Source organism: uncultured Escherichia sp., from assembly GCF_948475835.1.
Taxonomy (GTDB): domain Bacteria; phylum Pseudomonadota; class Gammaproteobacteria; order Enterobacterales; family Enterobacteriaceae; genus ECMA0423.
Genome location: NZ_CAOLGM010000024.1, coordinates 21862 through 44453, shown reverse-complemented (window position 1 = coordinate 44453; position 22592 = coordinate 21862). Strand labels below are relative to the sequence as shown.

The following is a 22592-nucleotide window of genomic DNA, read 5'->3' as shown; positions in this document are numbered from 1 at the left end:
TAAATTTAATCTATCCCTTTATACGCAATACATTTACTTTCCTCTTTTGATGATCTTAAATGTCTTATTTTTCGTAATGTGTATAACAAGGAATAGTGATGAAATTTAAAAAATGTCTTCTGCCTGTGGCAATGTTAGCGTCATTCACTCTGGCAGGATGCCAGTCAAATGCTGACGATCATGCCGCCGATGTTTATCAAACCGATCAACTGAATACCAAACAAGAAACTAAAACCGTTAATATTATTTCCATTCTTCCCGCAAAAGTTGCCGTAGACAACTCCCAAAATAAACGGAACGCACAAGCCTTCGGCGCGCTTATTGGCGCAGTCGCTGGCGGTGTTATCGGCCACAACGTCGGTTCTGGCAGCAATTCCGGAACGACGGCAGGGGCAGTTGGCGGCGGAGCTGTAGGCGCGGCAGCGGGTTCTATGGTGAATGATAAAACCTTAGTGGAAGGTGTTTCTTTAACATATAAGGAAGGCACCAAAGTGTATACCTCTACCCAGGTGGGTAAAGAGTGCCAGTTTACGACAGGTTTAGCCGTTGTTATTACCACAACGTATAACGAAACGCGTATTCAGCCAAATACTAAATGTCCTGAAAAGAGCTAATAATCAGGAGGAGTCATGAAGAAAGTTTTTCTTTGCGCCATCTTGGCCTCCTTAAGCTATCCGGCTATCGCCTCATCATTGCAGGATCAACTCTCTGCTGTAGCAGAAGCTGAACAGCAAGGTAAAAATGAAGAGCAAAGGCAGCATGACGAATGGGTCGCGGAGCGCAACAGGGAAATCCAGCAAGAGAAGCAACGTCGCGCAAATGCCCAGGCCGCCGCTAACAAAAGAGCGGCAACGGCAGCAGCAAATAAGAAAGCTCGTCAGGATAAACTGGACGCCGAAGCCTCTGCGGACAAAAAACGCGATCAAAGTTATGAAGATGAGCTACGCAGCTTAGAGATTCAGAAACAAAAACTGGCGCTGGCGAAAGAAGAAGCCCGCGTTAAGCGAGAAAACGAATTTATCGATCAGGAACTGAAGCACAAAGCTGCGCAAACCGATGTGGTGCAATCTGAAGCTGACGCCAACAGAAATATGACTGAAGGCGGTCGCGATCTGATGAAAAGCGTGGGCAAAGCAGAAGAGAACAAATCGGACAGCTGGTTTAATTAATCGATGTTAGTAACTTCAAGCCTATGATTCTTGAAGATAAAAAACCCTCTGTAGTAACAGAGGGTTTTGTTCATTCATAGTGCAGGGATTAAAATCATTCCCACTCAATGGTAGCTGGCGGCTTGCCGCTGATGTCATACACCACGCGGGAAATACCGTTCACTTCATTGATAATGCGGTTGGAAACGCGACCGAGGAAATCGTACGGCAGATGCGCCCAGTGTGCGGTCATAAAGTCGATGGTTTCGACAGCACGCAGAGAGACAACCCAGTCATACTTACGACCATCGCCCATTACGCCAACGGAACGTACCGGCAGGAACACAGTGAACGCCTGGCTGACTTTGTCGTACAGGTCCGCTTTACGCAGTTCTTCAATGAAGATGGCGTCAGCACGGCGCAGCAGGTCACAGTACTCTTTCTTCACTTCACCCAGCACACGAACGCCAAGGCCTGGTCCCGGGAACGGGTGACGGTACAGCATGTCGTACGGCAGGCCCAGCTCCAGACCAATCTTACGCACTTCGTCTTTGAACAGCTCTTTCAGCGGTTCAACCAGGCCCATCTTCATCTCTTTCGGCAGGCCGCCCACGTTGTGGTGAGATTTGATGACGTGTGCTTTACCGGTTGCAGAAGCCGCAGATTCGATAACGTCAGGGTAGATGGTGCCCTGCGCCAGCCACTTCACGTCTTCCAGTTTCAGCGCTTCTTCATCGAATACTTCAACGAAAACGCGCCCGATGATTTTACGTTTTGCTTCCGGATCGTTTTCGCCAGCCAGCGCTGACAGGAAGCGATCTTCTGCCGGTACGTGAACAATGTTAAGACCAAAGTGATCGCCAAACATATCCAGAACCTGCTCTGCTTCGTTGAGACGCAGCAGGCCGTTGTCGACGAATACGCAAGTCAGGTTTTTACCGATAGCGCGGTGCAGCAGCATTGCGGTTACGGAGGAATCCACACCACCAGAGAGGCCGAGGATGACTTTATCGTCGCCGACCTGCTCGCGGATGCGAGCTACAGCATCGTCGATAATTTTCGCTGGCGTCCACAGGGCTTCACACTGGCAGATATCACGCACAAAACGCTCCAGCATGCGCATACCCTGGCGGGTGTGAGTCACTTCCGGGTGGAACTGTACGCCATAGAAGCGTTTTTCTTCGTTAGCCATAATGGCAAACGGGCAGCTTTCGGTGCTGGCTACGGTGACGAAGTCGGACGGGATAGCGGTAACTTTATCGCCGTGGCTCATCCAGACATCGAGCAGCGGTTTTCCGTCTGCGGTCAGCGCATCTTCGATACCGCGAACCAGTGCGCTGTCGTTTACGACTTCAACCTGCGCGTAGCCAAATTCACGTTCGTTAGAGGCTTCAACGTGACCGCCCAACTGCATTGCCATGGTCTGCATGCCATAGCAAACGCCGAATACCGGTACGCCTGCTTCAAAGACATACTGCGGCGCACGCGGGCTGTTTTCTTCGGTGGTGCTTTCCGGGCCGCCGGAAAGAATAATGCCGCTTGGATTGAAGTCACGAATTTGTGCTTCTGTCACATCCCACGCCCACAGTTCGCAGTAAACACCCAGCTCACGCACGCGGCGCGCAACCAGTTGAGTGTACTGAGAACCGAAGTCCAGAATGAGGATGCGATGCTTATGAATGTTTTCCGTCATTGACGCTTATTCCGAGGCAAGTGAAACAGATAATATAAATCGCCCGACATGAAGTCGGGCGAAGAGAATCAGGAGCCCAGACGGTAGTTCGGGGACTCTTTAGTAATGGTCACGTCGTGAACGTGGCTTTCCTGAATGCCCGCACCGCTGATACGTACAAACTCCGCTTTAGTACGCAGTTCGTCGATAGTACCACAGCCGGTCAGACCCATACAGGAGCGCAGGCCGCCCATCTGCTGGTGAATGATCTCTTTCAGGCGACCTTTATAAGCTACGCGACCTTCGATACCTTCCGGCACCAGTTTGTCGGCAGCGTTATCGCTCTGGAAATAACGGTCAGAGGAACCTTTGGACATCGCGCCCAGGGAACCCATACCACGGTAAGATTTGTAAGAACGGCCCTGGTAGAGTTCGATTTCACCCGGAGATTCTTCAGTACCCGCCAGCATGGAACCTACCATCACCGCGCTTGCGCCAGCGGCGATAGCTTTGGCGATGTCGCCGGAGAAGCGAATACCACCATCTGCGATAACCGGAATACCGGTGCCTTCCAGGGCTTCAACTGCGTCAGCAACGGCAGTGATCTGCGGAACACCTACGCCAGTAACGATACGAGTCGTACAGATAGAACCAGGGCCGATACCGACTTTAACCGCGCTGCAACCAGCTTCTGCCAAAGCGCGTGCACCTGCAGCTGTTGCCACGTTGCCGCCGATGATTTGCAGATCCGGATATTTAGCACGGGTTTCACGGATACGCTGCAAAACGCCTTCTGAGTGACCGTGGGAGGAGTCGATCAGCAGAACGTCAACGCCAGCGGCAACCAGCGCGTCAACACGCTCTTCGTTACCCGCACCTGCGCCAACTGCAGCACCAACACGCAGACGGCCTTGCTCGTCTTTACAGGCGTTCGGTTTACGTTCCGCTTTCTGGAAGTCTTTCACGGTGATCATGCCGATCAGGTGGAATTCGTCATCAACCACCAGCGCTTTTTCAACGCGTTTTTCGTGCATTTTTGCCAGCACCACTTCACGGGCTTCACCTTCACGCACGGTGACCAGACGCTCTTTCGGCGTCATGTAAACGCTAACCGGCTGGTTCAGGTCGGTAACAAAACGCACGTCACGACCGGTGATAATACCCACCAGTTCGTTTTCTTCGGTAACGACCGGATAGCCCGCAAAACCGTTACGCTCAGTCAGTTCTTTCACTTCGCGCAGCGTCGTGGTTGGCAGAACAGTCTGCGGATCAGTCACCACACCAGATTCGTGTTTTTTCACACGGCGAACTTCTTCTGCCTGGCGTTCAATGGACATGTTTTTGTGGATAAAGCCGATACCGCCTTCCTGAGCCAGAGCAATAGCCAGGCGCGCTTCCGTTACGGTATCCATTGCTGCGGAAAGCATAGGGATATTCAGACGAATAGTTTTCGTCAGCTGGGTGCTGAGGTCAGCAGTATTCGGCAGAACGGTAGAATGAGCAGGAACGAGGAGAACGTCGTCAAACGTCAGAGCTTCTTTAGCGATACGTAGCATGGGCAATATCTCGACCAGAGTGGTTAATAAATATTGCCGCGGCATTATACAGAGCGTAACCGATTGCATCTACCCCTTTTTGCAAAAAATGCTTGCTATCCCCGAAGGGCGGGTTACTATCGACTGAATAACCTGCTGATTTAGAATTTGATCTCGCTCACATGTTACCTTCTCAATCCCCTGCAATTTTTACCGTTAGTCGCCTGAATCAAACGGTTCGTCTGCTGCTTGAGCATGAGATGGGACAGGTTTGGATCAGCGGCGAAATCTCTAATTTCACACAACCGGCTTCCGGTCACTGGTACTTTACACTCAAAGACGACACCGCCCAGGTACGCTGCGCGATGTTCCGCAACAGCAACCGCCGGGTGACCTTCCGTCCACAGCATGGACAACAAGTTTTAGTTCGCGCCAATATTACGCTCTACGAGCCGCGCGGTGACTACCAGATAATCGTTGAGAGTATGCAGCCGGCCGGTGAAGGGCTGCTGCAACAGAAGTACGAACAGCTCAAAGCGAAGTTGCAGGCTGAAGGTTTGTTCGATCAGCAATACAAAAAACCACTTCCCTCCCCTGCGCATTGCGTTGGTGTGATCACCTCAAAAACCGGTGCTGCGCTACATGATATTTTGCATGTGTTAAAACGTCGCGATCCTTCTCTACCGGTGATCATCTACCCCACCGCCGTTCAGGGCGATGACGCACCGGGGCAAATTGTTCGCGCCATTGAACTGGCGAATCAGCGCAATGAGTGCGACGTGTTGATCGTTGGGCGCGGCGGCGGTTCGCTGGAAGATTTATGGAGTTTTAACGACGAACGCGTAGCGCGGGCGATTTTTGCCAGCCGCATTCCGGTCGTCAGCGCCGTCGGGCATGAGACGGATGTGACCATTGCCGATTTTGTTGCCGATCTGCGTGCGCCAACGCCGTCTGCCGCCGCTGAAGTAGTGAGCCGTAATCAGCAAGAGTTACTGCGCCAGGTGCAATCGACCCGTCAACGGCTGGAGATGGCGATGGATTATTATCTCGCCAACCGCACGCGTCGCTTTACGCAGATCCATCACCGATTACAGCAACAGCATCCGCAGCTCCGGCTGGCACGCCAGCAAACCATGCTTGAGCGCCTGCAAAAGCGGATGAGCTTTGCGCTGGAAAATCAACTTAAGCGTACCGGGCAACAGCAGCAGCGGTTAACACAGCGGCTGAATCAGCAAAATCCACAGCCGAAGATTCATCGCGCGCAAACGCGCATTCAGCAACTGGAATATCGTTTAGCAGAAACCCTGCGCGTACAGCTTAGCGCCACGCGTGAACGTTTCGGTAATGCAGTAACGCACCTCGAAGCCGTAAGCCCACTGTCAACGCTGGCGCGTGGATACAGCGTTACTACTGCTACTGACGGCAATGTACTGAAAAAAGTGAAGCAAGTTAAAGCGGGTGAAATGCTAACCACACGTCTGGAAGACGGCTGGATAGAAAGTGAAGTTAAAAACATCCAGCCAGTAAAAAAATCGCGTAAAAAGGTGCATTAAGCCAGCACGAATTCAACGCGTTTTTTCGATATCAAGCCATGCCCGTGCTGACAGAAGTAATCTACTGCACCGCAGGCTTTTAACACCTGCAACGGTTGATGGCAGTCTGGACAAAGAGCTTTCATTTCAATAATTTCCCCGCAGGATGGGCAACGCGCATGGTCGTTATCCTGATCAAGCACATGCTGACATTGTGGACAATGCAGTTCCATATGAATTCCTCCGGTAGCCATCCCTCTACATTCATAGAGGGAATGGCAGATAAAATACTTACGGATAATTATTTATTTTTCTTGATGTGCTTCATCAGACGCTTACGTTTACGCATCTGGGTTGGCGTCAGGGTGTTACGCTTGTTCGCATACGGGTTTTCCCCTTCTTTGAACTGAATACGAATCGGCGATCCCATTACGTCCAGCGATTTGCGGAAGTAGTTCATCAAGTAGCGCTTGTAGGAATCAGGCAGGTCTTTCACCTGATTACCGTGAATCACCACAATCGGCGGGTTATAACCACCAGCGTGGGCATATTTCAGCTTCACACGACGACCGCGTACCAGCGGCGGTTGGTGATCTTCAACAGCCATCGTCATGATGCGCGTCAGCATAGAGGTCCCCACACGACGGGTGGAGCTGTCATACGCTTCACGTACTGATTCAAACAAGTTACCAACACCACTGCCGTGCAAGGCAGAGATAAAGTGCACACGAGCAAAATCGATAAAGCCCAGACGGAAGTCCAGCGTTTCTTTCACCTGCTCTTTCACTTCCTGGCTCAGGCCATCCCACTTATTCACCACAATGACAAGTGAGCGCCCACTATTGAGAATAAAGCCCAGCAGCGAGAGATCCTGATCGGAAATACCTTCGCGCGCATCAATCACTAACATCACCACGTTGGCATCTTCAATGGCCTGCAACGTTTTGATTACGGAGAATTTCTCTACAGCATCGGTGATTTTGCCGCGTTTACGTACGCCAGCGGTGTCAATGAGCACATACTCACGTCCATCGCGTTCCATTGGAATGTAGATACTGTCACGCGTCGTGCCAGGCATGTCATAAACAACAACGCGCTCTTCACCAAGAATACGGTTAGTGAGTGTAGACTTACCTACGTTCGGACGACCCACAATCGCCAGTTTGATCGGCAGACTTTGCGGGTCGAAGTCGTCTTCCTCTTCTTCTTCGCCGTTCTCTTCCGCTTCAAATTGCGCCCAGTATTCAGCGTCTTCGTCGACTTCCTCTTGCGGTGCGAGATCTTCCATCCACGGCAGCAGCACATGCTCCAGCAGACTTAATACGCCACGACCGTGAGACGCGGCGATCGGGTAGATTTCACCTAAGCCAAGCGAGTAGAAATCAACCACTGCCTGATCGGGATCCAGACCGTCAGTTTTGTTTGCCACCAGGAAGGTCGGTTTTTCACGGGAGCGCAGATGTTTGGCAATCGCTTCATCTGCCGGCATCAGGCCCGCGCGCGCATCCACCATAAACAGTACGACGTCCGCTTCTTCAATCGCCAGCAGCGACTGTTCCGCCATGCGGGTTTCTACACCGTCTTCTGTGCCATCAATCCCGCCGGTATCAATACAGATAAACTCACGGCCTTCAATTTCCGCACGACCGTACTTACGGTCACGAGTCAGACCCGGGAAATCCGCAACCAGCGCATCTCGGGTGCGAGTTAGACGGTTAAATAACGTGGATTTTCCTACGTTAGGGCGCCCGACAAGCGCGACCACAGGTACCATGTTTAAAGCCTCATTTTTATAAATCATCAGACAACGCACGCTATATTCGCGTCGTTGTTAAAAACAGGAAAACGGCCCCTGTCCAGGAGCCGTTTTCAAAGTGAACGACAGAGACGATTAACGTGTAATAGAGTACACGGTTCCGTCTTTTGCCTGGATCAGCAGTTTGCCGTCAGCGGCAACCGGTTCAGTCTGGAAACCGGAACTATCAACTTTTTGCTGGGCAACGAAACGACCATCTTCGACGTTAATCCAGTGCAGATAACCTTCACTGTCACCTACCACCAGGTTGCCATTATACAGCACCGGAGAAGTCAGCAGGCGATGCAACAGATCGCTTTGTGTCCACAGCGTAACGCCGCCATCAATGGTCAACGCCATCACCCGGTCATTTTGATCGACCAGATAGATGCGATTGCCGTCGACGATGAAATCATTCACCGAACCCAGTTCGCGTTTCCACATAATCTGACCACTGCGCAGATCAAGCGCCGTCAGGTTACCATTATAGGCCAGCGCGAAAACAACGCCGTTAACAACGACGGGAGTCGTGTCAACATCGCTCAGACGGTCAATTTCGGTAGAACCGGTCGCCTGGGAAATACGCTGCTGCCAAATCATCTGGCCCTGTTCCATCAGCACTGCGCTGACGCGACCATTATCGCCACCCACGACGGCCGCACCAAAAGCCGTTGCCGGCGCAGACTCGCCACGCAAAGAGAGCGAAGGCATATCGAGGTTAACTGTCCATTTGACAGCGCCGTCAGCCTCGTTCAGCGCTTGTAACTGACCGTTACTGGTGTGGATTAACACCAGACCGTCGCTGACCACCGGGCGCGAAAGTGCTTCACCCGCGACTTTAGTTTGCCATGCCACAGTACCATCGCTGGTATTCAGCGCGTAAACCTGCGCCTTTTCGCTGCCAATGTAGACATGCCCACCAGACACGGTCAGACCGCCAGAAAGTAATGCAGGCTCTTTAGAGAACCAGCCATCTTTCTCGGCCAGGCTGACAGACCAGATTTCTTTGCCATCATCCGCATTCAGCGCTTTTACCAAACCAGCGCGGTCCGCTGCATAGACAACGTTGTCCGCCAGTGCCGGATGAAGATTGGAATAGAAGTTGCCAATGCCGCTACCAACGGAAGTGCTCCACGCCGTGGTCGGCGTAAACTGGTTTTCAACGGTTGGCAATGGGGACATCTTTACCACATCTTCTTCGCTGTTAAACAGCGAACAGCCGCTTAAAAGGGTAACGGAAAGCAGTCCTGGCAGCAGTAATTTACGCAATTGCATCGGGTCCCTCTCAGATGGACAAATTATTAATTTTCATCTGCATCATTTCGCTCAGTGCCGGAGTAACATCGCTTTTCACGCCTGCTTCCCATGCACTACGCGCACCTTGCTTATCACCTTTGCTCAGCAATGCTTCACCACGCAGGTCGGCAACAATGGCAGCCCACCCTTCACCTTTGATGGTATCAAGGGTTTTCAGCGCGGCATCAGCCTGCTTGAGCTGTACCTGAACGCGAGCAAGACGCAGATTTATCACGGCTTTGAGATTTTCATCGCTCGTGTCTGCCAGCCCCTGTTGTAACTGGGCGGCAGCTTTCTCTAGTTCATTTTTGTCAACAAATTGCTGCGCAAGTTCCAAAGAAGCCAGCGCACCATAAGTATTTTTATTTTCAGCAGCAAATTTTTCCGCCGCCGGGATGCTATCCGGTTTGCCTTCGCTCACTGCGGTAACCGCATTTTGATAGGCAAGAGAAGCGGAGCGTGCAGAATCAACCTGATGGCTGTTCCAGTAGCGCCAGCCAATCAGTGCGCCAACGCCCAAAATCACCCCAACAGCCAGTGCTTTGCCATTTTCAGCAAAAAAGCGTTTAACCGCTTCTACCTGGTCGTTTTCGTTCTCGTAAATTTCCACGCTGTCCTTCTCCTTCCTTAACCCAGTAACGTGCGCAAATGCGCGGCTACGCTATCCTGCGCAACTGCCGTTTGCTCACCAGAGCGCAAATCCTTCACTACTGCTGTGCCGTTAGCCACTTCAGACTCACCCAGCACCACAGCAACGCGGGCACCCCATTTATCAGCACGGGCAAACTGTTTCTTAAAGTTGCCGCCGCCGTGGTTGGTCATCAATTTCACGCCCGGTAATTCATCACGCAGACGCTCAGCTAATGCCATAGCCGCAGATTGTGTATCAGCACCTGAAGCCACCAGGTATATATCGACAACAGGATCGGCTTTAAATTCCGGATTAACGGCCTGAACTAACAATACAAGACGTTCGAGGCCCATCGCAAAACCGACTGCCGGTGTTGCACGACCGCCCAGTTGTTCCACCAGACCGTCATAACGACCGCCTGCACACACGGTGCCCTGGGAGCCGAGACTGTTAGTCACCCACTCGAAAACGGTACGGTTATAGTAATCCAGACCACGCACCAGACGCTGGTTTACGGTGTAAGCGATCCCCGCGCTCTCAAGCAGTTTGCACAGACCGGCAAAATGCTCACGAGATTCCTCGTCCAGATAATCACCTAATGCCGGAGCGTCGTTGAGAAGCGCCTGCACTTCCGGATTTTTTGAATCCAGCACGCGCAGCGGGTTAGTGTACATGCGGCGTTTGCAGTCTTCGTCCAGCTTTTCTTTATGCTGCTCAAGGAATGCCACCAGCGCATCGCGGTAATTGGCGCGTGCTTCCAGCGAACCGATAGAATTCAGCTCAAGAGTTACGTGTTCGGAAATACCCAGCGCGCGCCACCAGCGGGCGGTGAGCATAATCAGTTCAGCGTCGATATCCGGACCTTGCAGACCGAAAACTTCGCAGCCCAACTGATGGAACTGACGATAACGCCCTTTCTGCGGACGCTCGTGACGGAACATCGGCCCGATATACCACAGACGCTGTTCCTGATTGTACAGAAGACCATGCTCGATGCCGGCGCGTACACAGCCCGCCGTCCCTTCAGGGCGCAGAGTCAGGCTGTCGCCATTGCGATCCTCAAAGGTGTACATCTCTTTTTCAACCACGTCGGTGACTTCACCAATCGCACGTTTGAATAGCGGGGTCTGCTCTACAATCGGCAAGCGGATTTCACTGTAACCGTAGCTGCCGAGCACGTTTTTCAGTGTGCCTTCAATGCGCTGCCAGATGGCCGTTTCGCCAGGCAGGTAATCGTTCATGCCGCGAATGGCTTGAATGTTTTTTGCCACGTTTATTCTCTTTCTGAATATAAAAATGAACCCTCAACGCTTCCCTCAATGTTTGGGGAGCCATGCGGGTTCAATCATACACGGGAAGCGAGGCGCTTCCCATCACGTTATTATTTTTCGACCTGCTGAACGTCAATTCGACGCGCTTCGTCCAGCTGACTGGCTTTCGCACGAATGCGTGCTTCCAGCTGGTCGATCATATCGTTGTTGTCCAGACGGTCTTTGCGCACGCCATCTTCATAGAGGCCGCTTTTCTTGTTGCCGCCGGTGACGCCGAGTGTAGAAACCAGCGCCTCACCTGGGCCATTCACCACGCAGCCGATAATCGAAACGTCCATCGGAGTGATGATATCTTCCAGGCGTTGCTCCAGCGCGTTAACCGTACCGATAACATCAAACTCCTGACGCGAACAGGTCGGACAGGCGATGAAGTTGATACCTCGCGAACGGATACGCAGCGATTTCAAAATATCGAAACCGACTTTGATCTCTTCGACCGGATCGGCCGCCAGTGATACGCGCAGCGTGTCGCCGATGCCTTCAGACAGCAGCAGACCTAAACCAATGGCGGATTTTACTGCCCCGCTGCGCGCGCCACCCGCTTCGGTGATCCCCAGATGCAGCGGCTGATCGATTTGTTTTGCCAGCAAACGATAAGACTCAACAGCGAGGAAGACGTCAGACGCTTTCACGCTGACTTTGAACTGATCGAAGTTCAGGCGATCGAGATGATCAACATGGCGCATGGCGGATTCCAGCAACGCCTGCGGCGTCGGTTCGCCATACTTTTCTTGCAGATCTTTTTCCAGCGATCCGGCGTTAACGCCAATGCGGATCGGAATGTTTTTATCGCGCGCACAGTCAACTACCATGCGAATACGCTCTTCATTACCGATATTGCCAGGGTTAATACGCAGACAATCGACGCCGTATTCCGCTACTTTCAGCGCAATGCGATAGTCGAAGTGGATGTCAGCCACCAGCGGCACGTTAACCCGCTGTTTGATGAGTTTGAACGCTTCTGCCGCGTCCATCGTCGGTACGGAGACACGGACGATATCAGCGCCAACGCGTTCCAGCGCCTTGATTTGATTGACCGTTGCTTCGACATCTGTCGTACGCGTATTGGTCATGGACTGTACGGCGATGGGAGCACCATCGCCAATCGGCACATTCCCAACGTAAATACGTGTTGATTTTCTACGTTGAATTGGAGCCTGGTTATGCATGAAAAATCTCCCGCGTTACCCGTCTGTTACTGCGCCGGTGATTGTTCGGCATTGAGGGTCAGACGCGCAACCTGGTTAGTTCTGATAAAACGACTCAGATCGACAGGTTTCCCTTGATACTGGATCTGTACTGCGGCTGGCGCACCAATTTTCAGTTTGTACGGTGCCTGGCCGGTTAAGTTCAAATTACCGTCTTTACGCTGCATACCGCTAAACAATTTTTTACCGGTAGCATCAGTAACCTCCAGCCAGCAATCGGCAGTAAAGTTCATCACCAGCGCATTCGGATCAGCCGCCGGCGTAGTCACGCCTGCCTGATCGGTTGGCAACGGCGCAGCGCCATCTGGCGTTGTTGTTGCCGTTGGTGCCGGGGTCGCGGCGGTATCAACATTTGCCTGCGAAGGCGAAACAACCGCATTCTGTTGCGGATCAACAGCTGGTGCTGGCGCAGTTACGGCAGGTGTTTGCGTGTTGGTTGCGGTAGTATCCACAGACGCTGGCGGCGTGGACGTTGTAGCCGGGTCTGTAGTTGTCGACGTATTTAACGGAACACTCTGCCCCTGCTCGCTATTACTGCTCAGTTCCGCCGAAGATTGATCGGCCATAGTGGTGATCTCTTCCTGCTGAGCTTTGTGGTCTTGCCACCACCAGGCACCGCTCAGGCCGATAACCACAAACAACACCAGCCAGGTGAAGGTCATCAGCCAGCCGTCACGTTTTTTGCGGCGTTTACCGAGGGAAAAACTCTGCATCGGCGCAACTTTCGCAGCCCGTAGTGGAGCCTGCTTTTCCAGCCCTGGCAGCAGTTCTTCTTCTGGAATATGTACCAGACGCGCATAAGAGCGGATATATCCGCGCAGGAATGTTGAAGCAAGATCGGCGGGTGCCTTATCTTCTTCAATGTCGCGTACCGTGGAAACCTTCAGGCAAAGTCGCTCGGCAACGGCCTGCTGACTAAGTCCTAGTTGTTCGCGAGCATTACGCAGGCGAGCGCCGGTAGTAAGTGCTTCATTTTGGTCGTGCGTGGCTTCAGTATTCATTCGCTGCAGGTACGTTTAAATGAGAATTGAGATGCCGGTGAACCATCATGCTCACCCACACCGCGAAACATCCGTTAAGTTAACCGTTATCATACAGTATAAGACCGTCTGTGTGCTCGTGACAAAGCCCACATTCACTAAGGCTAACTTACTGTTGCATCGTTACATACTGCCTTAAAGTCAGCAAAAACGCACCGTTAATATTGACCAGACAATTGCAACTTAATACTTCATTCATAAAAGATTACGCCACGGTACATAAAGTAACCGTGGCGTAATGGCTATCAGACCGCTTTAATGTCGATGGCTTCACCCTGCATCCGTTTACGCAGGGTACGTTTCGTACGGTCGATAACATCGCCCGCCAACTGACCACAGGCAGCATCGATATCATCACCACGGGTTTTACGCACAATAGTGGTGAAACCGTAGCTCATCAGCACTTTTGAGAAACGGTCGATACGGCTGTTCGAGCTGCGTCCATACGGCGCGCCCGGGAAGGGGTTCCACGGGATCAGGTTGATCTTACACGGCGTATCTTTCAGCAGTTCCGCCAGTTGGTGCGCGTGTTCAGTGCCGTCGTTAACGTGGTCAAGCATCACATACTCAATAGTGACACGGCCCTGATTGGCGTTGGATTTCTCCAGATAACGGCGCACCGCAGCAAGGAACGTTTCGATATTGTACTTTTTGTTGATCGGCACAATTTCGTCACGAATTTCGTCGTTCGGCGCGTGCAGGGAAATTGCCAGTGCAACGTCGATCATATCGCCCAGTTTATCCAGCGCCGGAACTACACCGGAAGTAGAAAGCGTGACGCGACGTTTAGACAGGCCAAAACCGAAATCATCAAGCATGATTTCCATCGCCGGAACGACGTTGTTCAGGTTGAGCAGCGGCTCGCCCATGCCCATCATCACTACGTTAGTGATTGGGCGCTGACCGGTGACTTTTGCTGCGCCGACGATTTTCGCCGCACGCCACACCTGGCCAATAATTTCCGATACCCGCAGGTTGCGGTTAAAGCCCTGCTGGGCGGTGGAACAGAATTTACACTCCAGCGCACACCCCACCTGCGAAGAGACGCAGAGCGTGGCACGGTCGTCTTCCGGGATATACACCGTTTCGACGCGCTGATCGCCAACGGCGATCGCCCATTTAATGGTGCCGTCGGATGAACGCTGTTCTTCAACCACTTCCGGTGCGCGGATCTCCGCCACCTCTTTCAGTTTGCCGCGCAACACTTTGTTGATGTCGGTCATCTCATCAAAGTTGTCGCAGCAATAGTGATACATCCACTTCATCACCTGATCGGCGCGGAAGGGTTTTTCACCTAAATCTTTAAAAAACTCCCGCATCTGCTGACGGTTGAGATCCAGCAGGTTGATTTTTCCATCTTTCGTGGTGACGTTTTCAGGTGTGACTAATTGTTCAGACATATGCTATTCCGGCCTCGTTATTACACGTTATGGCCCCTGGAGGGTTGAAAAAAGAAACGCCCCGGTGAGCGGCTGCTCGTCCGGGGGCGCTGCATTGTACAAATTCTGGCGCACGGATGCCACGTTTGCACGCGGCATTTACGAAATTATTAACGGGTGCGCGGGCACACTTCGCCTTCGCCAAAGAAATAAGCGATTTCGCGAGCGGCAGATTCGACGGAATCAGAACCGTGGGTACCGTTTTCGGTCAGGCTGTCAGCGTAATCAGCGCGCAGAGTACCAGCCAGTGCGTTTGCCGGATTGGTCGCGCCCAGCAGATCGCGGTGACGCTGCACGGCGTTTTCACCTTCCAGCACGGAAACCACGATCGGGCCAGAGGTCATGAATTCAACCAGACCATCAAAGAACGGTTTTCCATCGTGTTCAGCATAAAAGCCACGTGCCTGTTCAACGGTCAGGTGCAGCATTTTGGTGCCGACAATTTTGAACCCTGCAGCTTCAAAGCGCGCAAAGATATTACCAATGACGTTTTTTGCTACCGCGTTCGGTTTGATGATGGAAAAAGTACGTTCAATAGCCATTTTTACCTCTGTAAATTGTTCTGTTGTTGTCTGTACCAGCGTACGAGATGGCGCGGATTATAATGAGCAACAGGGCCGTTGACTATTGATGAAGGTAACATTTTTTTAAAATAAAATGAGTTTTAGCAACAATCAGGGGCAAAACAGACTATTGCATGACAAATTTCACTGTCGCGATTTGCCCCACATCATCCATCACCAGCAATTGATAATCACCTTTATCCGTCAAATGCAGGGTCACGTTGCGCCCGCGTTCAGTTAACGGTTCGCCATTCAGAAACCACCAGCGTTCACCTGCCCCTCCACTTGATTGCAACGGCAAAGTCGCTTCCGCTGCGCCCGGTAAACGTTTAATAATCGCGCCATCGCGAACGCCTGTCAGCTGCAGAGGGAGCTTGGCATCGTGACCGTATGGCGGGCAAATTGTCGAGGCCGGTGGTAAGCGCACAGCGCGACGTTCTGATGCGGGCAGCCAGGGTTCCAGCGGTAGCGGCCAGACATTTATCATTTCTTGTCGCGCTTGCGGGCAATCAGCGGCAACACGTTTGCCATTTTCATCCAGCCAGATGGGGAAACGAATGCCATTAATGCCTTCCTGCTCCGGCAGTAATAGAGTTGGCGGCTGACTCCCGTCCAGCAGCCAGGTTGCCAGGCGGCGGCGACAGTTACCGTCACCTTCCGGCAAAGACTGTCCGCCCGGCCAGCAGATAACGCCACGAGTGACTGAGTTCGGGCGCGGGTCTTCCGGCAGATTCGCACTGCGCGACAGTAAGATATTATTGACCTGATTCAACAATGGTACGGCACTGGCAAAGCCAAACTGACCAACAACGGGCGTGCCGTCCGGTCTGCCAGTCCAGATCCCAATGACATAGCGAGCGTTAACCCCAATCGCCCAGGCGTCACGATAGCCATAGCTGGTGCCCGTTTTCCATGCCAGTGGGGCGACGCGCGGCAAGGCACTATCCGGCAAGGGTTTCGCTTCATCAGCCATAATCCGGCGAATGATCCACGCCGCCCCCGACGACATTAAAGGCCGTTCAAGCAGCGGATCGTCAGGCTGTAAGCGCAATTTGCCTGCCTTGCCGTGGCGAGCAAACGCGGTATACGCTGCCGCCATATCTTCCAGTTTTGCACCAGCGCCGCCGAGAATGAGTGAAAGATTCGGCGCAGCACCGTTGGGCAAATATAACGGCAATCCAACATTGCGTAACTTTGCCGCAAACCGTTTCGGTCCATAGGCTTCCAGCACCTGCACAGCAGGTAAGTTCAGCGAGCGCACCAGCGCCTCGCTCATGCTGATCGGGCCATGAAAACCGCTATCAAAGTTACCTGGTCGATAATCACCGGTGCGCCGGGGGACGTCTTGCAGCAGTGATGCCGGGTGGATCAAGCCTTCATCCAGCGCCAGACCATAAACAAACGGTTTGAGCACCGATCCTGGCGATCGGATCGCATTGACCATATCAACATGACCAAAGCGTGAATCATCGTTGAGATCAACCGATCCCACCCAGCCGCGAACACGCATATCGGTATGATCAACCACGATCATCGCCAGTGAGCTGCGCGGTGGCAACCGCCCTTTCCAGTTTTGCGCCAGTTCTTCCAGACGTCGTTGAAGACCGGCATCCAGCGTAGTAACGATTTTGTCGCTTTTGCTTTTACCGAGCATCATGCGCGAAAACAGCGGTGCCAGTTGCGGCATTTGTCGGGGTGCCAGCCAGATGGGTTCTTCCCTTGACTCTTTTACCTGCTCACGGGACCACACACCTTGCACGGCCATCCGTTCGAGCACTTTATTACGCGCGGCTTCGGCACGCTCCGGCCAACGATCCGGGCGAAGACGGCTGGGCGCTTGCGGCAAAACCGCCAGCATTGCCGCCTCGGAATAGCTTAAATTCGCAGGCGACTTTCCGAGATAAGCCCAACTTGCCGCACCGATCCCCTGCAACGTACCGCCAAACGGAGCGCGGTTAAGATACAAGGTCAGAATTTCACGCTTAGACAGATGCCATTCCAGTTGCAACGCGCGCCAGAGCTGGCGAATTTTGCCGCCAAATGTTTTGGGGTGAGGATCAAGCAGACGAGCAACCTGCATAGTGAGCGTGCTGCCACCGGAAATAACCCGTCCCGAAGTGAGATCTTGCCATGCTGCGCGCGCCACCGAGAATGGATTCACCCCCGGATGCTTCCAGAACCAGCGATCTTCATAATTGATCAGCGCTTCAAGGTAACGTGGAGAAACATCTTCGATTGTTACCGGATAACGCCAGATGCCGTCAGCATCGGCGAAGCGCCATAGCGGCGTACCATCCTGCGCCACGACCACTCGTGCGGGATTGACTTCATGCAGCGGTAGAGGCCAGAGTTTATCTGCTCCCCACGCTGCAAGAAAAAGGAGAAATGGCGCAGCTGCCAGCGTTATCCAGCAGCCGCGTTTGGTTAACAAGCGAGGCATTTACGGTCGGACAATCAGCAGATCTTCAGCCGCGCCGGTCGCCCGCCATTGGGGAACATACATTGATTCCACCATCGGTTGCGGTACCTGATACGTTCCCGGCGTCACCGCCCGCGCCAGATACACCAGCGTTACCGGTTGGTATTCATCAACGGCAACCGCCGCCACAAAGCGATCGTCACGGAACTCAATGTGCTTAATGCTCGCCTGCTGCATCTGGTTCAGTAAGTTTTGCACTTCGCCACCACTTTGCTCCAGGCTGGCGCTACCGTTCGCCAGATTCTGATTTTCCAGTTCCAGACCCGCAGGCAGCAGATCCACGACTAACGCATCCGGCACGCTGTTACTGGCTTTTACCTGCAACCAGACCAGCACCAGATCGCCGCTACGTAACGAGTCCAGCGATTTGCTCTTACCATCAGTACCAAGAATATGACGCTCGATTTGCAGCACATTGTTCGCCGGTAAAGGTGCGGATTGCGGATAACCGCTGGCATCCATACGCAACCATAACGGCTGATCGCCACTGTTTCTCACCTGCAAGGTGGCAAGTTGATCGCTATTCAGATTGCTGTTTAGCGTTTTCTCGCCTGTCAGCGGCTCAGCTGAGAAAGAGGTTTGCGCCTGCCATTTACCCGGTAAATCCTGAATCGTACGGGCAGCCAGGAACAACGCGTTACTTTCCTGCGTCGATAGCCAGCGTTCACCAAACGCCTGCTGCGAAAGTGTGTTCAGCAAAGTGTACTGCTCATCGGGTAGCAGTTTATTTTCTTCCAGCAAGGAGAGCATTAACGCGTTGTCGCGCAGTGGACTACCGTAATCACCCAGCCATATCCGCTCATCACTATTTCTCGGCGTTTTCAGCGCCAGCACAATCGCTTCTTCACCACGCGTTGCATCACCCATGGTTTTCAGCGCAACGCCAAGTTGCAGCAGCGGTAAACCAGAAGCGGCATCTGCACGATGCTCCCAGATTTCACGCAGCGCACCCAGTGGTGCTTTTTGCTGACGGGCCAGCACCAGCGCAGCGTAAGACTGAACGGCGAATTTACTGGCTTTGAGATTATCCGCGTACGGGATCGACATCATGCCCGGATCTTGTAAATAGCGCAGCAGACGCTCATTACCCCGGTTAATGGCGTCTGTCGGCACGCTGTAACCCTGTTCGCCTGCGCGGACCAGGAAATCCATCACGTAAGCCGTCAGCCAGTACTCTTCGTCACCGTTTTTATCCCACAGCGCAAAGCCGCCGTTATCACGTTGCATTTGCAGCAAACGGGAAATGCCGATATCGACCGATGCACGGCGTTTCTCATCACTGTCGCCTTTGATGCCCAACGCCTGCAGTTGGGCTGCGTTGGTATAAAGTGACGGGAACAGGCCGCTGGCGGTTTGCTCAAGACAGCCGTACGGATACGCTTTTAACTCTTTGATATAACGTGCAATGTTCAGCGGTGGTTTGCCGCTCAACAACAATTGCCCTTCCAGCGTAACAGGCGAGAAGTTTTGCAATCCATCCGCCGGAATCGCCCATGTCTCACCAGGCTGTAACGCCGTACCGTAATTAACCGTTTGTGCCGGGAACGCCGGACGGACGCCGATTTTCCACTGCTTATGCTGATCGGCAACGGTTTCACCCGGTAACGCTAACCCGCTAATGGTGGCCTGAATTTCTCCATCGCCATAACCCGGCAATGCTCGCACCGGGATAAACAGCGTAGTACGCACACCTGGCGCTAATTCAACGGCTGCGGGTGAATCGCTGACCAGTTCAAGCAAACCACTGGCGGTCAGGGCAACGTTCAGTTTTTGCGGTTTATCGGTAAGATTAGTGATATCCAGCGTCAGACGCGAGGTATCGCCACTCGCCATAAAGCGCGGCATGTTCAGTTCAGCAATCACCGGTGCGGCAACTATCACTTTGCTTTCGTTGCTACCGAAATCATCTGCCGTCCAGGCTTGCGCCATGACGCGCAATTCACCGTTAAAATCGCCAATCGGCAGTGTAACCGAGCCTTCGCCCTGTTCGTTGAGCGTTACCGGCAGCGCCTGCTGCGCGACAATATTGACGTGATTGACCGGCGGTTTACCACCACGTTTCAGCTCATCACCATCGCCACCGAAACGCAGAGCTGCCAGACGCCCCTGACCTTCAATAACCTGACCGTAAATATCGTAAATGTCTGCGCCATAGCGTTTCTGACCAAAGAACGCCTGCCACGGATCTGGCGTGACGTAGTCAGTAATATTCAGCACACCACTATCAACGGCAGACACCAGCACATTCACCTGTTTAGGCTTCTCGCCATTTTTAGTGCTGGCTTTAATTTTCACGGTTAATGGTTGATTGGGACGCATTTTTGCTGGTGTTTCCAGCGCCAGATCGAGGCGACGGTTTTCATCGCCAAGCGGCAGATGCAACACACCAACCGCGCGTTTTGGCGTCGCGGAGCGAGATTTATCGCCAGGACGTACCACCAGCGTACTTAAATACAGATCATGACGATTCCAGGTTTTATCGACCGGAATCGTCAGATCCAGCCCTTGAGCCCGAACATCAATCTCTTGCCACCACAGCGGCCCTTCACTGGACTCGACCATCGCATAACCTTTACCCGCCGTTGGCGCGGCGATATGCAACTTAATGGTGTCGCCAGGGCGATAACTGGCTTTATCCAGTTTCAGCGTGACACGGTCGGGTCGCACTGCGCCGCTACCGTCGCTGTTGTCCTGCCAGCTATAGCCAGCCCAGAAACGAACACTACTGACCGCTTCATTCGGCGCTTTGACTTCCAGACGATAAGCGCCCCACTCTACCGGAAAACTGACCTTGCCGGTTTCGTCCGCTTTCAGATCCAGAGTTTGTTCATTTTCGATCAGATCTTTTTGATCAAACTGTGACTGCCAGCCTTCATCTTCTGACCAGTTCCAGTAGTAATCGCGGCGTTCGCGAATCAGGCGCACCTGCAAGCCCGACACGGCTTTTTTCACGCCTTGCGCATCGCTATAAACGATGTCAAAAGCGGCGTTACTGCCTTCATCAACAATGGGCTGTTTCACCGTGCTGTCAGTACGATAATCGTAAACCGATTTCGAGGCGAACTGCGGACGGATCCCCGGCAATGCATCGGCAGGCCAGATAGCCTGCTCAGCGCGGCGCGTCACCGGGCGACCGCCCGATTCCAGCAAACTACCCTGGAAAATAACCTGTAATGGGGAATGCGTTTCCTTCCACTGGCTTTCTGTAGAAACTTCGCCGCGCCCTTTATCATCCAGCGTCAACTGAACTTCATCCAGCGTGCGGGAAAGATTTTCGGCAGCTATATCGCCGAATTCAAAACCAGGTAAGGCTGACACAGCTTCACGCAGTGGGCGCAGGAAAAGTTGCCCTTGCAAAGTATTACCATTAGCAGGTGCACCATACAGGTAGTACCCCACCACGGAGAATTTCACTTCATCTTTCGGCGTTAGCGGGGTTTTCTCACCGGTCAGATTCAGCGCCATGCGCTCTGGCATAAAATCTTCGACGTGGAAATCCCACATCCGATACTGGTTATCGCCCGTGTTAGCGCGAATATGCCACATACCGGTTGCCGCATTGCTATCGAGTGGCCAGGTAAAGTGGTAGAGGCCATTCTCCGGCTGACTAACGACGCTCCTGAGTACCTGCCCATCGGGTTTAATCACGTCTAACTTGATGGGTTGATTGGGCAACGCTTTACCGTCTGCATCACGCAGCAAACCATTGAGGATTACCGTTTCACCTGGGCGATAAAGATCGCGTGGGCCAAACATGAAAAACTGTTTGCTATAGCCTGGCGCGCCAGCAATGTTAAATTCTGCTAAGTCCAGCGCCGGAAGTTTTAAATCGAGTAGCGTTGTCTGACCGTCTTTACGCGCCAACAGTAATGCCGCGTTTTTATCATTTTCCAGCTGCACATGCCCCTGAGCGTCACTGGTTGCCTGAGTCAGAGTCTGCCCTTTCTCATTTAATAAAGAGACTTCAATTCCTTGCTGGGCCGCGCCGTTTTCCAGACTTTGGGTAAAGATATCCAGACGATTGTGATAACGGTGAGCTGAAACGCCGATATCACTTAACGTAAACAGCGTCGCGGGATTACTGTAATCGTAACGTCCAGCCTGATTCATCACAGCCAGATACACGCCCGCCTGCTGAAGCGGTTTGATATCGCCCAGCGGCAGCAATAATTTTTCACGGGTGTTACGCGCAGGATTGAGATCAAACCGTCCGGTGTAGACCAGATCCGCCATCTGCAGCAGTTTGTCTGACTGCCAGTTCGCCAGCGAATTGCGGTATTCCCATTGGCTAATGAATGCTGGCAGAGATTCTGGCTTAACGCGGAAGAAGTTAACATCGACATTATTAACGTTGAGCGCCATTACCGGCAGCCCTTCAACGACTTTGCCAGGCAGCAGCGAACCACGGCTGGCAAAACCGACGCTGGGTTGGATGTCGCGGGTAGTTATAGTTTTTTCGTAATCTTTACTGAAGGTTGCGTTGTTGAGTGCTTTGACCTCCTTGCCAATAGTAACGATCAAATCACGTTTCGGTTCGAGGTGGCGTAAACGTAACTCTTTAAGATTATCTGACAGCTCCCAGGCACCATCCACTTTGCCGCTTTTTTTATCGACGACATGAATAACGCGTGAGAAATCCTGATCCGGGTCGAGAGGGATGGAGAACGTCAGCACCAGCGTGGCTGCACCATCAAGTTGGACTTCAGAGAGATCCAGCAATGTCAGCACCTTACCGGCACTCTGTTGGGCCAGTTTTTGTCTCTCCGGCACGGAGAGTTTTGCTGAACTCGCGTTTTCTGAAGAGGCCGCTTTAGTAACTTCAGAAGGCGCATCTTTTTTCACCGCTGTTGGCGCGTTATCGTTGTTGTCGCACCCTGCCAGCGCCAGCATTAGCATGCAGGCGGCTACGCGTAACTTTTTCAT

At 52.7% G+C, this 22592-nt stretch carries 16 protein-coding genes; 3 read left to right on the top strand and 13 right to left on the bottom strand.

Annotated elements, in window-relative coordinates; all coding sequences use genetic code 11:
- Positions 1-95: 95 nt before the first annotated feature.
- Positions 96-614 (top strand): glycine zipper 2TM domain-containing protein, encoded by a 519-nt coding sequence (locus QZF50_RS07270; protein ID WP_001295476.1) that lies wholly within the window; start codon positions 96-98, stop codon positions 612-614.
- A gap of 15 nt (positions 615-629) precedes the next feature.
- Complete coding sequence (locus QZF50_RS07265; RefSeq protein WP_000755173.1) at positions 630-1169, top strand: DUF5384 family protein; 540 nt, start codon at positions 630-632, stop codon at positions 1167-1169.
- Between the two features lie 94 nt (positions 1170-1263).
- Here the strand turns inward: QZF50_RS07265 and guaA are convergent, their stop codons facing one another.
- Both guaA and guaB read right to left on the bottom strand, forming a co-directional pair.
- On the bottom strand, positions 1264-2841 hold the full coding sequence (guaA, locus tag QZF50_RS07260; protein ID WP_000138282.1) for a glutamine-hydrolyzing GMP synthase: 1578 nt from the start codon (positions 2839-2841) through the stop codon (positions 1264-1266).
- A 68-nt stretch (positions 2842-2909) separates the two neighbouring features.
- Positions 2910-4376, bottom strand: a complete 1467-nt coding sequence (gene guaB / locus QZF50_RS07255) for an IMP dehydrogenase (protein WP_001299507.1) — start codon at positions 4374-4376, stop codon at positions 2910-2912.
- 161 nt (positions 4377-4537) lie between these two features.
- On the opposite strand from guaB, the gene xseA reads away from it, so the two are divergent.
- Positions 4538-5908 (top strand): exodeoxyribonuclease VII large subunit, encoded by a 1371-nt coding sequence (gene xseA / locus QZF50_RS07250; RefSeq protein WP_000937933.1) that lies wholly within the window; start codon positions 4538-4540, stop codon positions 5906-5908.
- Here the strand turns inward: xseA and QZF50_RS07245 are convergent.
- From QZF50_RS07245 to yfhM, 11 genes are all read right to left on the bottom strand, one after another.
- Positions 5905-6120 carry a zinc ribbon domain-containing protein gene (locus tag QZF50_RS07245; protein ID WP_001341622.1) on the bottom strand — a complete coding sequence of 72 codons (216 nt, stop codon included), beginning with the start codon at positions 6118-6120 and terminating at the stop codon, positions 5905-5907. The two genes, xseA and QZF50_RS07245, sit on opposite strands and share 4 nt — an antisense overlap.
- 68 nt (positions 6121-6188) lie before the next feature.
- A complete protein-coding gene (gene der, locus QZF50_RS07240) occupies positions 6189-7661 on the bottom strand; it encodes a ribosome biogenesis GTPase Der (RefSeq protein WP_000249410.1) in 1473 nt (490 codons plus the stop codon).
- A gap of 117 nt (positions 7662-7778) precedes the next feature.
- Positions 7779-8957, bottom strand: coding sequence for an outer membrane protein assembly factor BamB (bamB, locus tag QZF50_RS07235; protein ID WP_001177037.1), 1179 nt, complete (start codon positions 8955-8957; stop codon positions 7779-7781).
- A 10-nt stretch (positions 8958-8967) separates the two neighbouring features.
- Complete coding sequence (gene yfgM, locus QZF50_RS07230; protein ID WP_000409205.1) at positions 8968-9588, bottom strand: ancillary SecYEG translocon subunit YfgM; 621 nt, start codon at positions 9586-9588, stop codon at positions 8968-8970.
- A 17-nt stretch (positions 9589-9605) separates the two neighbouring features.
- Complete coding sequence (hisS, locus tag QZF50_RS07225) at positions 9606-10880, bottom strand: histidine--tRNA ligase (RefSeq protein ID WP_001107167.1); 1275 nt, start codon at positions 10878-10880, stop codon at positions 9606-9608.
- A gap of 110 nt (positions 10881-10990) precedes the next feature.
- Entirely contained in the window at positions 10991-12109 is a 1119-nt protein-coding gene (ispG, locus tag QZF50_RS07220) for a flavodoxin-dependent (E)-4-hydroxy-3-methylbut-2-enyl-diphosphate synthase (RefSeq protein WP_000551818.1), read from the bottom strand.
- Positions 12110-12135: 26 nt separating this feature from the next.
- Positions 12136-13149 carry a cytoskeleton protein RodZ gene (gene rodZ / locus QZF50_RS07215; RefSeq protein ID WP_001090850.1) on the bottom strand — a complete coding sequence of 338 codons (1014 nt, stop codon included), beginning with the start codon at positions 13147-13149 and terminating at the stop codon, positions 12136-12138.
- A gap of 284 nt (positions 13150-13433) precedes the next feature.
- Positions 13434-14588: a bifunctional tRNA (adenosine(37)-C2)-methyltransferase TrmG/ribosomal RNA large subunit methyltransferase RlmN gene (locus tag QZF50_RS07210; protein WP_000003317.1), complete on the bottom strand. Its 1155-nt coding sequence runs from the start codon at positions 14586-14588 to the stop codon at positions 13434-13436.
- Positions 14589-14737: 149 nt separating this feature from the next.
- Positions 14738-15169 carry a nucleoside-diphosphate kinase gene (gene ndk / locus QZF50_RS07205; protein ID WP_000963837.1) on the bottom strand — a complete coding sequence of 144 codons (432 nt, stop codon included), beginning with the start codon at positions 15167-15169 and terminating at the stop codon, positions 14738-14740.
- Between the two features lie 148 nt (positions 15170-15317).
- The gene (gene pbpC, locus QZF50_RS07200; protein ID WP_001137682.1) at positions 15318-17630 is read right to left on the bottom strand and encodes a peptidoglycan glycosyltransferase PbpC; all 2313 of its coding nucleotides are present in this window, start codon (positions 17628-17630) and stop codon (positions 15318-15320) included.
- Positions 17631-22592, bottom strand: coding sequence for an alpha2-macroglobulin (yfhM, locus tag QZF50_RS07195; RefSeq protein ID WP_000736307.1), 4962 nt, complete (start codon positions 22590-22592; stop codon positions 17631-17633). It lies immediately after the preceding gene.